This window comes from Mesorhizobium sp. WSM4814 (genome assembly GCF_055811595.1).
This window is the reverse complement of sequence record NZ_JBVVQT010000032.1, coordinates 23,073-35,580: the sequence shown is the minus strand read 5'-3', so window position 1 is coordinate 35,580 and position 12,508 is coordinate 23,073. Positions and strand designations below refer to the sequence as shown.

Annotated in this window: 10 protein-coding genes; 4 read left to right on the top strand and 6 right to left on the bottom strand. The window is 63.6% G+C overall.

Going from position 1 to position 12,508, the window contains the following annotated elements:
* Positions 1-162: 162 nt before the first annotated feature.
* Positions 163-1,047, top strand: a complete 885-nt coding sequence (locus AC0L2V_RS29630; protein WP_023802867.1) for a phosphotransferase family protein — start codon at positions 163-165, stop codon at positions 1,045-1,047.
* Positions 1,044-3,497 carry a GcvT family protein gene (locus AC0L2V_RS29625; protein WP_473510330.1) on the top strand — a complete coding sequence of 818 codons (2,454 nt, stop codon included), beginning with the start codon at positions 1,044-1,046 and terminating at the stop codon, positions 3,495-3,497. Before AC0L2V_RS29630 ends, AC0L2V_RS29625 begins: the two co-directional genes overlap by 4 nt.
* Before the next feature lie 115 nt (positions 3,498-3,612).
* Here AC0L2V_RS29625 and AC0L2V_RS29620 read toward each other — a convergent pair whose 3' ends face one another.
* Positions 3,613-4,245 (bottom strand): class I SAM-dependent DNA methyltransferase, encoded by a 633-nt coding sequence (locus tag AC0L2V_RS29620; RefSeq protein WP_473510332.1) that lies wholly within the window; start codon positions 4,243-4,245, stop codon positions 3,613-3,615.
* Between the two features lie 159 nt (positions 4,246-4,404).
* On the opposite strand from AC0L2V_RS29620, the gene AC0L2V_RS29615 reads away from it, so the two are divergent.
* Positions 4,405-5,307, top strand: a complete 903-nt coding sequence (locus AC0L2V_RS29615) for a phosphotransferase (protein WP_473510333.1) — start codon at positions 4,405-4,407, stop codon at positions 5,305-5,307.
* A gap of 41 nt (positions 5,308-5,348) precedes the next feature.
* Here AC0L2V_RS29615 and AC0L2V_RS29610 read toward each other — a convergent pair whose 3' ends face one another.
* The 4 genes from AC0L2V_RS29610 to ilvD all read right to left on the bottom strand — a co-directional run bounded on the left by AC0L2V_RS29610 (position 5,349) and on the right by ilvD (position 9,894).
* Complete coding sequence (locus AC0L2V_RS29610; RefSeq protein ID WP_473521912.1) at positions 5,349-6,269, bottom strand: DMT family transporter; 921 nt, start codon at positions 6,267-6,269, stop codon at positions 5,349-5,351.
* A gap of 140 nt (positions 6,270-6,409) precedes the next feature.
* On the bottom strand, positions 6,410-6,664 hold the full coding sequence (locus AC0L2V_RS29605) for a hypothetical protein (RefSeq protein WP_023802862.1): 255 nt from the start codon (positions 6,662-6,664) through the stop codon (positions 6,410-6,412).
* A gap of 46 nt (positions 6,665-6,710) precedes the next feature.
* Positions 6,711-8,021, bottom strand: a complete 1,311-nt coding sequence (locus tag AC0L2V_RS29600; RefSeq protein ID WP_473510336.1) for an amidohydrolase family protein — start codon at positions 8,019-8,021, stop codon at positions 6,711-6,713.
* A gap of 28 nt (positions 8,022-8,049) precedes the next feature.
* Complete coding sequence (gene ilvD, locus AC0L2V_RS29595; protein WP_473510338.1) at positions 8,050-9,894, bottom strand: dihydroxy-acid dehydratase; 1,845 nt, start codon at positions 9,892-9,894, stop codon at positions 8,050-8,052.
* A 277-nt stretch (positions 9,895-10,171) separates the two neighbouring features.
* On the opposite strand from ilvD, the gene AC0L2V_RS29590 reads away from it, so the two are divergent.
* The gene (locus AC0L2V_RS29590) at positions 10,172-10,645 is read left to right on the top strand and encodes a VOC family protein (RefSeq protein ID WP_292406851.1); all 474 of its coding nucleotides are present in this window, start codon (positions 10,172-10,174) and stop codon (positions 10,643-10,645) included.
* Between the two features lie 173 nt (positions 10,646-10,818).
* Here AC0L2V_RS29590 and AC0L2V_RS29585 read toward each other — a convergent pair whose 3' ends face one another.
* Positions 10,819-12,426, bottom strand: a complete 1,608-nt coding sequence (locus tag AC0L2V_RS29585; protein WP_023803735.1) for a peptide chain release factor 3 — start codon at positions 12,424-12,426, stop codon at positions 10,819-10,821.
* Between the last annotated feature and the right edge of the window lie 82 nt (positions 12,427-12,508).

Below are 12,508 nucleotides of genomic sequence, written 5' to 3'. Positions count from 1 at the left end.
ATGCCGGAGTCAAAGAACCCGGCACTGGGGCTCGTCGGTGCGGTGCGGGATACCGATCCCGGGATCCCGCACCGACGAGGACTTCGCATTGCTCCCTCCTGCCGGCCGCCCTCTTTGCGTCGCCCGCGACGCCTTGAACCCCGCGCAACGAGGGATTCACCCGTGACCGCCGAGGACCGCATCCGCGCCCTGCCCTGCTGGACCGGCAGCATCGAGATCGCGCCGCTGCCAGGCGGCCTGAGCAACGCCAACTATCTGGTCAAGGACGCCGCCGGCCGGCATGTCGTGCGCTTTGGCCAGGACTTTCCATTCCATCATGTCTTTCGCGAGCGCGAGGTGATGACCGCGCGCGCGGCGCACGCCGCCGGCTTCGCGCCTGCGGTCCGCCATTCCGAGCCCGGCATCCTGGTAACGGAATTTCTCGGCGCCAAGACTTTTGTCGCCGAGGACGTCCGCGCCAATATCGACCGCGTCGCCGCCCTGATGCGCGGCTTCCATCGCGAGATGCCCAATCATGTCTCCGGCGCCGGCTTCATGTTCTGGGTATTCCATGTCATCCGCGACTATGCGCGCACGCTGGAGGAAGCCGACAGCCGCATGCGAAGCGAGTTGCCGCGGCTGCTGACGCTTGCAGACGAGCTCGAACGGGCGCAGAAATTGCTGCCGATCGTCTTCGGTCATAATGACCTTCTGCCGGCTAATATTCTCGATGACGGCCACAGGCTGTGGCTGATCGATTTCGAATATGCCGGCTTCAACACGGCGATGTTCGACCTCGCCGGCGTCGCCTCGAACGCCACCATGAACGACGAGGAGTCCTTCGCCTTCCTGACCGCCTATTTCATGAAGGAGCCGGACGAGGCGATCCGCCGCTCGCATGCGGCCATGCAATGCGCATCGCTGCTGCGCGAGGCGATGTGGAGCATGGTTTCCGAACTTTATCTCGACGCGCCCGGCATCGACTACGTTGCCTATACCGACGAAAACCTGACGCGGCTCGATGCCGCGCTGGAAAACTACAGAACAAAGTACGGACAGATATCATGACCTTGCCCGCCCACGCCGAGATCGTCGTCATCGGCGGCGGCATAATCGGCTGTTCGACGGCTTATCATCTGGCGCGTGACCACAAGGCCGATGTCGTGCTCCTGGAACAGGGCAAACTGACTTCGGGCTCGACATGGCATGCCGCGGGGCTGGTCGGTCAATTGCGGTCTTCGGCCTCGATCACCCGCGTGCTCAAATATTCGGTCGATCTCTACAAGGGGCTGGAAGCCGAAACCGGGCTGGCCACCGGCTGGAAGATGACCGGATGCCTCAGGCTCGCCACCAATGCCGACCGCTGGATCGAGTACAAGAGGCTGGCGACGACGGCGAAGAGCTTCGGCATGGACATGCAGTTGCTGTCACCGGCCGAGGTTAAGGCGATGTGGCCGCTGCTGGCAACCGGCGATCTCGTCGGCGCCAACTGGCTGCCGACCGACGGCCAGGCAAACCCTTCCGACATCACGCAGTCGCTGGCCAAAGGCGCGCGCATGCATGGCGCCAGGCTGTTCGAGGATGTCCGCGTCACCGGCTTCGACATGCAGGATGGCCGCATCACAACGGTAAAGACCAACAGGGGCGATATCGCCTGCGACAAGGTGGTGAACTGTGCCGGGCAATGGGCGCGGCAGGTGGGAGCGCTAGCCGGCATCAACGTGCCGCTGCAGCCGGTGAAGCACCAGTACATCGTCACCGAAAGAATAGACGGGGTGGCGACCGATGCGCCGACGATCCGCGACCCCGACCGCCGCATTTATTTCAAGGAGGAGGTCGGCGGGCTGGTGATGGGCGGCTATGAGCCGAACCCGCAAGCCTGGACGACCGATCTTCCTGGCGGCGATGTCCCTGACGACTGGCAGTTCCGGCTGTTCGACGACGATTACGATCATTTCGAGCAGCATATGAACCAGGCGATCACGCGGGTTCCGGCGCTCGAAACCGTCGGCGTCAAGCAGATGATCAACGGGCCGGAGAGCTTCACGCCGGACGGCAATTTCATTCTTGGCGTGGCACCCGAATGCGCCAACATGTTCGTCGGCGCCGGCTTCAACGCCTTCGGCATCGCGGCAGGCGGCGGCGCCGGCTGGGTGCTGGCGCAGTGGGTCGTCGACGGCGAGGCGCCACTCGACCTGTGGGTGGTCGATATCAGGCGCTTTTCCGACCTGCACCGCGACCGGCAATGGGTCCGCGACCGCACGCTGGAAGCCTATGGCAAGCACTATACGATCGGCTTCCCGCATGAAGAGTATGCCACGGGCCGGCCACGGATCGTGTCGCCACTCTATGAACGGCTGCAAAAGCACCGCGCCGTGTTCGGCTCCAAGCTCGGTTGGGAGCGGCCGAACTGGTTTGCGCCCGAAGGCGTCGAGCCGAAGGACATCTATTCGATGGGCCGGCAGAACTGGTTTTCGCCAGTCGGCGACGAGCACCGGCACGTGCGCGAACACGTCGGCATCTTCGACCAATCGTCCTTCGCCAAATACGAAATGACCGGTGCGGATGCGCTGAAGGCGCTCGACTGGATCTGCGCCAACGACGTCGCCAAGCCGGTCGGCCGGCTGACCTACACGCAGCTTCTCAACACGCGCGGCGGCATCGAGGCCGACCTGACCGTGGCGCGGCTCGGCGAAGACCGATTCTACGTCGTCACCGGCACCGGCTTTAGGACGCATGACTTCTCGTGGATCGGCGACCATGTCGGCAACGAGCTCGACGTGACGCTCACCGATGTCACCGAGGATTTCGGCACGCTGTCGCTGATGGGGCCGCGGGCCCGCGACGTGCTGGCTGCGGTGACCGATGCGGACGTGTCGAACACCGCTTTCCCGTTCGGACACGTGCGGGAAATCTCCATCGCCGGCACCACAGTTAGGGCGCTGCGCGTCACCTATGTCGGCGAGCTCGGCTGGGAGCTTCATGTGCCGATCGCGGCGACGGGCGAAATCTTCGACGCGCTGATGGCGGCGGGCGAGGAGCACAGCATCCGCCCGGTCGGCTACAGGGCGCTGGAATCGCTGCGGCTGGAAAAAGGCTACCGCGCCTGGGGCTCCGACATCACGCCCAACGACACGCCGCAGGAGGCCGGCCTTGGCTGGGCGGTGAAGCTTCGCAAGAACACAGATTTTCTCGGGCGGCGGGCGCTGGAAGAGATCGGCGGCGCGGTTCTGAAAAAACGCTTTGCCGGCTTCACCGTCGACGATTGCGAGATCGTGCTGCTCGGGCGCGAAACGATCCTGCGCAACAGCGAGCCGGTCGGCTACCTGACCAGCGGCGGCTATGGCTACACGGTCGGAAAGAACATCGGCTACGGCTATGTGCGCAACGCCGACGGCGTCAGCGACGATTTCCTCACCTGCGGCGACTACGAGCTGGTGGTGGCTATGCAGCGGACGCCGGCAAAAATCCATCTCGAGCCGCTTTACGACCCGGCCGGAGGAAGGATCAGAGCCTAAAGCGCGTCGCGTCTGAACGGATTCATGCGAGGCGCTTTAAGTTCTTGTTTCTATGCATGTCGTTATCGCAAAACCGCTGCTCACTTTTACGCGACATGCATAGGAGCGGGGATGGTCAGTTCACGCGCAGAACGAGACCGCGGCTGGGCACGGTGTCGGCCTCGCCCGGCATGGAGACATAGGGCGATGTCTCCTCGGCGCGCGTGACGACGCCCTTCGCCTCGAGGTCGGCTATCCCTGCGGAAAAGCCGGCGTCCCACAGGGTGTTCTTGACCGTCAGCACGATTATCCCGCCCGGCCGGCAGATGCGGATCAGTTCGTCCAGCCCCTCAGCGCCGACATGGCCCGAGGTGAAGACGCCGGCCGATATGATGCCGGCATAGGCATCATCCGCGAAGGGCAGCGGGCCGCCGAGCGCAAAGCAGTGAAGCGCCGAATAGACGCCCTTGCGCGCTGCCTGGGCCAGCATGCCTTCGGAAATGTCGAGCGCCTCGACCTGCGGATAGCCCGCGATCTTCAGCCACTCGCCGATGAGCCCGGTGCCGGCACCGGCATCGAGGAGCGGTGCCGCGCCGCGCGGCAGGTGGCGGGCAAGCAGGGCAAGGCAGATGGTCGGATGGCGATAACCGGCCGCCGACATGTCGGCGTCGTAGGTGTCGGACCAGCGGTCGTAGAGCGCCGCCACCTCCTCTGGCCGCTTCGCTGCATAGGCCGCGGCGAGCGCGCCTTTGTTTTTCCTGTCCGCCATTACAGTCTCGTCCGCAAATCACAGCGCCGCAGCGTTCTTAGCGCGTCCTACGGGGAACGCACGGCGCTGGAGTGAACCGCATGCAAGCGATGATAGCCAAACGGCGAAATTTGTGGAACCGTCGTCACCACAAATAGACGCGAAAAGAGGGCAGAAGCGATGGTGGACGAGGAAGCACGCGCGGCGCTTGCAGCCATTCCGGCGCTGGCCGGCTACGAGGGACCGCTGGAGCGGCTGGGTGGCCTCACCAACCTCGTCTTCAGGGCTGGAGATGCCTGCCTGCGGATTCCCGGCAAGGGCACGCAGGAGTATATCAACCGCGCCAACGAGGCGGTGGCGGCGCGGGAGGCAGCGATGGCCGGCGTCAGCCCCGAGCTGCTGCATGTCGACGGCGAGACAGGCGTGATGGTGACGCGCTTCATCGCGGGCGCCGAGACGATGTCGCCGGATAAATTCAAGACCCGGCCGGGCAGTCCGGCGCGTGCCGGCAAAGCCTTCCGCAGATTACATACATCCGGCGCGGTGTTTCCCTTCCGCTTCGAGCTGTTTGCGATGATCGACGACTACCTGAAGGTGCTGTCGACCAAGGACGTCGCCCTGCCTGCCGGTTACCACGACGTCGTTATCGAGGCGGAAACGGTGCGCTCGGCGCTTGCCGCGCATCCCCTGCCTCTCGTCGCCTGCCACTGCGATCCGCTGTGCGAAAATTTTCTCGATACGGGCGACAGGATGTGGATCGTCGACTGGGAATATTCCGGCATGAACGACCCGCTTTGGGATCTCGGCGACCTCAGCGTCGAAGGCCAGTTTGATACGGCGCAGGAGGACGAGATGATGGGCGCCTATTTCGGTGGCGAGCCGACGCCGGCGGCGCGCGGCCGCATCGTCATCTACAAGGCGATGTGCGATCTCTTGTGGACGCTGTGGGGACTGATCCAGCTTGCCAACAGCAATCCGGCCGACGATTTCCGCGCCTATGCCGACGGTCGCTTTTCACGCTGCAGGGCGCTGATGGAGACGGCCGACTTCTCAACGCATCTGGCGGCGGTGCGCGCCGGTTAAGTGCCAAAACTCTGAACCTTGAGGCACCAGAAATCTGGACCCTAGTTGACACCTTTCGGCACGTTTTCGGGCGGCACCGTGTCGACCACTTTCTGGCGATGGAAGATGAACAGGCCGGCCAGCACGATGATGCCCGAGCCGATCAGGATGCGCGGGCCGGGCATGTCGCCGAAGAAGGCCAGCCCGAAGATGACGGCCCATAGCAGCAGGCTGTAATGCAGCGGCGCCAGCGTCGACGCCGGCGCCAGCTTCAGCGCCCTGGTGATCATAAGATGCGCGCCGCAGGAGACGATGCCAAGAAGCAGCATGGCGCCGAAATCGAGCGAGGACGGCGTCTGCCAGTTGCCGATGGTGAGAAACCCGCCGACCACCAACGTGCCGATGGTTTGCCAGGTAACGAGCGAGGTGTCGCTGGTGCCGCGCAACCGCCGGTTGAGAATGATGGCGAAGGCGAATGAAATGCTTCCGGCCAGCGCGAAGGTCGACGACAGCGAAAACGCGGCCGAGGACGGTTCGAGCATGATCAGCACACCGCAGAACCCGACCAGAATCGCCATCCAGCGGCGCCAGCCGACCTTTTCACCAAGCAACAGGTGGGACAGCGCCGCCACGTAGATCGGCCCTGCCATGTAGAAGCTCATGACGTCGGCGAGCGGCAGATAGACGACGGCGGCGTAGAACAGCGCCGTGTCAAGCGTCGCCATGACGACGCGCACGACCTGCAGTTCCAGGCGCTCCATGCGGAACAGCCTGGCCGCGCCTTGACGCGCGATCATCGGACCGAGCACGAAAAAGGCGCCGATGGAACGGATCAGCACGACCTGACCGACGGAAAAGCTGGCGACCAGCCATTTACCCATCGCATCGTTCAACGCAAACAGGAAATCGCCGGCCAGCATCAGCAGAATGCCAGCCAAAAGCACGTTCCTGATCGTCGAATTCTGGGCTGTTGGCTCTGCCATGCCGATGTCGCTTCCTCCTGCATGAAAGCCCGGTGAGCAGCGTCGTAGACGCAAGCAGCCGCTTTGACGAGCGGAAATCGGGAAGCCGGCCAGACCAGGGACCGGAAAACGGCTGGGCCTGTACGGACGATCGCAACGGCCTACTTTGGCCGTGGCCGAATGATAACCGGACGATAGATCACCGGCCGATCCCAGGGATCGAAGACCGACGCACTTCTGAGTTCGGCGCGGCGCGCCAGATCGATGCGCTGCAGACATTCGGCGAAGGCATCATTCTTCCTGACGAAACCGTAGGAACGGCATTTCGCCTCGTCAGCGGCACGACGGTCTTCGGCCGTCATGCAGCCTGCACAGGTCGCCGCCAACACGACCACCATCGCCGCCTTGTGCCACATGACATCCTCCTCGGCATAAAACTGGAGGTTGATTGTAGACTTGCGGTCAGGACCTATCAATCTGATCGATGGAGTTTTGAGACCGGCGATGCCTGCGGTTCACTGTTGCCGGCCGTCCGGCGATCGAGAGCCGTGTTTCCTGCCTGGCCCGCTCGGCCACCACCTTGCCCCTGGCGATGACACAGAGTCGCTCGGGACGCAGGCGCAAGGCCTCGACCGGATCGCCGGCATCGAGGACGACGAGGCTGGCGCGCTTGCCGACCGACAGGCCGAAATGGTCGAGGCCCATGATGGCGGCGTTGACGTTGGTGACCATGTCGAAGCAGCGCGCCATGTCGGCCGGGCTCGACATCTGGGCGACGTGAAGGCCCATGAAGGCGACGTCGAGCATGTCGGCGGTGCCCAGCGAATACCAGGGGTCGAGCACGCAATCCTGACCCCAGCCGACGCGGATACCGTGGGCAAGCATTTCCTTGACCCGCGTCAGGCCGCGGCGTTTGGGGAATGTGTCGTGGCGGCCCTGCAGCATGATGTTGATCAGCGGATTGGGGATCGCCGAGACGCCTGCCTCTGATATCAGCGGCAACAGCTTCGAGACATAGTAATTGTCCATCGAGTGCATCGACGTAAGATGCGAGCCGGCGACCCTGCCCTGCAGGCCGAGGCGTTGCGTCTCATAGGCCAGTTGTTCGATATGGCGCGACAGCGGATCATCGGTCTCGTCGCAATGCAGGTCGACCATGAGGCCGCGTTCTGCCGCGATTTCGCACAGTTCCGTCACCGAACGCGTGCCGTCGGCCACGGTGCGCTCGAAATGCGGAATACCGCCGACGATGTCGACACCCATGTCGAGCGCGCGGATGGTGTTATCGCGCGCCGTCGGCGAGCGATAAAACCCATCCTGCGGGAAGGCGACCAGTTGCAGGTCGATATAGGGCGCGACGGTCTTCTTCACATCGAGCAGGGCTTCGACCGCCAGCAGCCTGGTATCGCAGACATCGACATGGCTGCGGATGGCGAGCAGGCCCATGGACACCGCCCAGTCGCAATAGGCGAGCGCGCGGTCGCGCACCGCTTCGTGCGTCAACAGCGGCTTCAGTTCGCCCCACAGCGAGATGCCTTCGAGCAGCGTGCCCGACACGTTGATGCGCGGGATGCCTAGCGAGAGCGTGGCGTCCATGTGAAAATGCGGATCGACGAAGGGCGGCGAGATCAGATTGCCATGGGCATCAATCGCCGTGCCCGCGCCAGCGTTCAGCTCCGGCTCGATGGCCGCGATCGTCTCGCCGATGATGCCGATATCGGCGATCCTGCCGTCGGGCAGCGTGCCGCCGCGGACGATAAGGTCGAAATCCATCTACCGTCATCCCTTTGAAGAAGCGAACCTATTCCGGCACATACCTTACCGCACCCTTTGCAGCACTGGTCGCCATCGAGGCGTAGGCGCGCAAGGCCATCGTCACCTTGCGCTTGCGCTTTTCCTCGGGCTTCCAGGCGGCGGCTCCCTTGGCCTCCATCGCGGCGCGGCGGGCGGCCAGTTCGGCATCGTCGACGGCAAGCCGGATGGTGCGGTTCGGGATATCGATCTCGATCGTATCGCCCTCATGCACCAGCCCGATCAGCCCGCCTTCCGCCGCCTCGGGAGAAGCATGGCCTATCGACAGGCCGGAGGTGCCGCCGGAGAAGCGGCCATCGGTGACCAGCGCGCAGGCCTTGCCGAGGCCCTTCGACTTCAAATAGCTGGTCGGATAGAGCATTTCCTGCATGCCGGGGCCGCCGCGCGGCCCTTCGTAGCGGATGACGACGACATCGCCGGCCTTGATCTCGTTGGACAGGATCGCCTTGACGCTGGCGTCCTGGCTTTCGAACACCCTGGCCGGGCCGGTGAATTTCAGGATCGATTCATCGACGCCCGCGGTCTTCACGATACAGCCGTCGAGCGCCAGGTTGCCTTTCAGCACGGCAAGGCCACCATCCTTGGAAAAAGGATATTGGGCTGAGCGGATGACACCCTTCTCCCGATCGAGATCGAGTTCGTCCCAGCGGCGATCCTGGCTGAAGGCGACCTGCGTCGGCACGCCGCCAGGGGCCGCCAGAAAGAAGTCGCGGACATTTTGGCTTGACGTGCGCGAGATATCCCAATGGTCGAGCGCTTCGCCGAGGCTTGCGGTGTGCACGGTCGGCAGGTCGCGGTTGATCAGTCCGGCGCTATCGAGCTGGCCGAGGATCGCCATGATGCCGCCGGCGCGGTGGACGTCTTCCATGTGCACATCCGCCTTGGCGGGGGCAACCTTGCATAGCACCGGCACCTTGCGTGACAGCGCGTCAATGTCGTCCTGACCGAAATCGATCTCGCCCTCATGCGCGGCAGCCAGGATGTGCAGCACGGTGTTGGTCGAGCCGCCCATGGCGATGTCGAGCGTCATGGCGTTCTCGAAGGCACCCTTCGAAGCGATGCTGCGCGGCAGCGCGGTGTCGTCGTCCTGCTCGTAGTAGCGCTGGGCGAGATCGACGATCAGGTGGCCGGCCTCGACGAACAGCCGCCTGCGGTCGACGTGCGTCGCCAGCGTCGAACCGTTGCCGGGCAGCGAAAGGCCGAGCGCCTCGGTCAGGCAATTCATCGAATTGGCGGTGAACATGCCCGAGCAGGAGCCGCAGGTCGGGCAGGCAGAGCGCTCGATGGTCTTGACGTCCTCGTCGGAGATCTTGTCGTCGGCAGCCGCGACCATGGCGTCCACCAGATCGAGCGCCTGCGTCTTGCCGGCAAGCACCACCTTGCCGGCTTCCATCGGGCCGCCGGAGACGAAGACGGTCGGGATATTGAGACGCAGCGACGCCATCAGCATGCCCGGCGTGATCTTGTCGCAATTCGAGATGCAGACCATGGCGTCGGCGCAGTGGGCGTTGACCATGTATTCGACCGAGTCGGCGATCAGCTCGCGCGAAGGCAGCGAATAGAGCATGCCGTCATGACCCATGGCGATGCCGTCGTCGACAGCGATGGTGTTGAACTCTTTCGCAACGCCGCCGGCCTTCTCGATCTCGCGGGCGACCAGCTGGCCGAGATCCTTGAGATGGACGTGGCCCGGAACGAACTGGGTGAAGGAATTGACGACAGCGATGATGGGCTTGCCGAAATCGGAATCCTTCATGCCGGTGGCGCGCCACAGGCCGCGGGCGCCGGCCATGTTACGGCCATGGGTGGTGGTGCGGGAACGGTAGGCGGGCATTAAACTGTCCTTGCTGTCTGCGTGGCGTCCGAACAGGCGCGGAAAACCGGAATTGAGCGGCGTTATATACGCCACCGTCTGGTCTGGCCACGGTTTTGCGATGCGCCGGGATCTTGAGCCAAAGACGGCAAGCCGGTCCAGGCAGTAAAAAAGTCAGAGGTGCTGTCGGATCGTGTTTTGTTTGAGCGTCCTTGGGCAGACGGCGGCGACCGGCATCAATCGCCAGCCGGCCGTTGGACGCGTGAAAACAAGCCAAAACAGCCCGAGGAGCAAGAAAATGCAAAAGATCACCCCCTGCCTGTGGTTCGACGACCAGGCCGAGGAGGCCATGAACCATTACATCTCCATCTTCAAGAACTCGAAGGTGCTGAGTGTGATGCGCTGGCCCAAGGGCAGCGGCGATAATGAGGGCAAGGTGCTGGTGACCTATTTCGAGCTCGACGGCGTGCAGTTCCAGGCGCTCAACGGCGGGCCGCAATTCAAGTTCACCGAGGCAGTCTCGCTGTCCATCGACTGCAAGACGCAGGAGGAGGTCGACTATTTCTGGGACAGGCTCATCGAGGGCGGTGGCGAGCCCAGCCAGTGCAGCTGGCTGAAGGACAAATTCGGCGTCTCCTGGCAGGTCGTGCCGGAGCAATTGCCGAGGCTGCTGCAGGACCCCGACACCGAAAAGGCCGGCCGCGTCATGCAGGCGATGATGCAAATGTCCAAGATCGACATCGCCAAGATCGAGGAGGCAGCCAGGGGGTGAGGAGCCGACCGATCTTCCCTTCTCCCCTTGTGGGAGAAGGTGGATCGGCGCGCAGCGCCGAGACGGTTGAGGGGTGTTGGACAGAACGAGGCGTCGGCGTTCCCTGGAACACCCCTCATCCGTCGCCTTCGGCGACACCTTCTCCCACAAGGGGAGAAGGGAAAACCAACAGGTCAAGCCGCCTTGTCGCGGACCTGGTAGTCCTTGACCGCCGCAAAACGGATCGCCTTCCAGCGCTCGGCCTCGTAGTTGAGCGAAAAGGCGTGCTGGGCAAGGAACACCGGATCGTGGTCGAGGTCGCGGGCAATGTCGCCGCGATGCGCCTCGATGAAGCGATGAACCTCGGCCTTGTCGTCGGCCGATATCCAGCGGCAGACGGAAAAGCGCGACATCTCGAAATCGACCGGCAGCGTGTATTCGATATTCAGCCGCTCCTTCAGCACGTCAAGCTGCAGCGCACCGACGACGCCGACGATTGCCGGCGAGCCGTCTTCTGGCGAGAACAGTTGCACGACGCCTTCCTCGGCCATCTGGTGCAGCGCCTCCTTCAGCTTCTTGGCCTTCATCGCGTCGCCGAGCCGGACGCGGCGCAGGATTTCCGGCGCGAAATTCGGCACGCCGCGGAACAGGATCTCCTCGCCCTCGGTCAGCGTATCGCCGATGCGCAGCGTGCCGTGGTTGGGGATGCCGACGACGTCGCCGGCAAAGGCCTCGTCGGCGGTGACGCGGGTGCGGGCGAAGAAAAATTGCGGCGCCGACAGGCTCATCGGTTTTCCCGTGCGCACCAGCTTGGCTTTCATGCCGCGCTCGAGCTTGCCCGAGCAGACGCGGACGAAGGCGATGCGGTCGCGGTGGTTGGGATCCATGTTGGCCTGGATCTTGAAGACGAAGGAGGTCATCCTATCCTCGGTCGCCTCGACTTTGCGGGTATCGGCTTCCTGCGCGCGTGGCGGCGGCCCGTAGGCACCAAGCGCCTCGATCAGGTCGCGGACGCCGTAATTGCGCAGCGCCGAACCGAAATAAACCGGCGTCAGATGGCCCTCGCGAAACGCACCGATGTCGAGCGGGCGGCAGGCTTCGCGCGCCAGCTCCAGCTCCTCGATGAAAGCCTCGCGCTCGTTCTCCGGCAACAGGCCGGCGACGCGGTTGGAGTCGGGACCATTGACCGGCGTGCGTTCTTTCTCGGCGTCGCCCTTGCGCACCGCGTTCAGCGCCAGATGATAGGTGCCGGAAAAGGTTTTGCCGCGGCCGATCGGCCAGGTGATCGGTGCGGTGTCCAGCGCCAGCTTCTGCTCGATCTCATCGAGTATCTCGAACGGGTCGCGGCTTTCGCGGTCCATCTTGTTGACGAAGGTGATGATCGGGATGTCGCGAAGCCGGCAGACCTCGAACAGTTTTAGCGTGCGCGGCTCTATACCCTTGGCGGCGTCGATGACCATGACCGCCGCATCGACCGCCGACAGCGTGCGATAGGTATCGTCGGCGAAATCCTCGTGACCGGGCGTATCGAGCAGGTTGAAGACATTGTCCTCATACTCGAAGGTCATCACCGAGGTGACGACCGAAATGCCGCGCTCGCGCTCGATCTTCATCCAGTCCGACCGGGTCTGGATGCGATCCTTCTTGGCCTTGACCTCGCCGGCAAGCTGGATGGCACCGCCGAACAAAAGCAGCTTTTCGGTCAGCGTCGTCTTGCCGGCGTCCGGATGCGCGATGATCGCGAAAGTGCGGCGGCGCGCCACCGCGTTCGTGATGTCTTCAGCCAATTTGTGGAATCCCATGTGGTGCGCGGGCTTCTAGCAGCGCTTTTGCAGCCTGTCGAACAATTTTGGGCGGTTGCCCGGCCTTGAGATAGGTCCGCCG

Excerpts from the sequence above, each read along its gene's own strand:
- AC0L2V_RS29625 (WP_473510330.1), top strand. The coding sequence starts at position 1,044 with ATGACCTTGCCCGCCCACGCCGAGATCGTCGTCATCGGCGGCGGCATA.
- AC0L2V_RS29620 (WP_473510332.1), bottom strand. The coding sequence starts at position 4,245 with ATGGCGGACAGGAAAAACAAAGGCGCGCTCGCCGCGGCCTATGCAGCG.
- AC0L2V_RS29615 (WP_473510333.1), top strand. The coding sequence starts at position 4,405 with ATGGTGGACGAGGAAGCACGCGCGGCGCTTGCAGCCATTCCGGCGCTG.
- AC0L2V_RS29610 (WP_473521912.1), bottom strand. The coding sequence starts at position 6,269 with ATGGCAGAGCCAACAGCCCAGAATTCGACGATCAGGAACGTGCTTTTG.
- AC0L2V_RS29605 (WP_023802862.1), bottom strand. The coding sequence starts at position 6,664 with ATGTGGCACAAGGCGGCGATGGTGGTCGTGTTGGCGGCGACCTGTGCA.
- AC0L2V_RS29600 (WP_473510336.1), bottom strand. The coding sequence starts at position 8,021 with ATGGATTTCGACCTTATCGTCCGCGGCGGCACGCTGCCCGACGGCAGG.
- ilvD (WP_473510338.1), bottom strand. The coding sequence starts at position 9,894 with ATGCCCGCCTACCGTTCCCGCACCACCACCCATGGCCGTAACATGGCC.
- AC0L2V_RS29590 (WP_292406851.1), top strand. The coding sequence starts at position 10,172 with ATGCAAAAGATCACCCCCTGCCTGTGGTTCGACGACCAGGCCGAGGAG.
- AC0L2V_RS29585 (WP_023803735.1), bottom strand. The coding sequence starts at position 12,426 with ATGGGATTCCACAAATTGGCTGAAGACATCACGAACGCGGTGGCGCGC.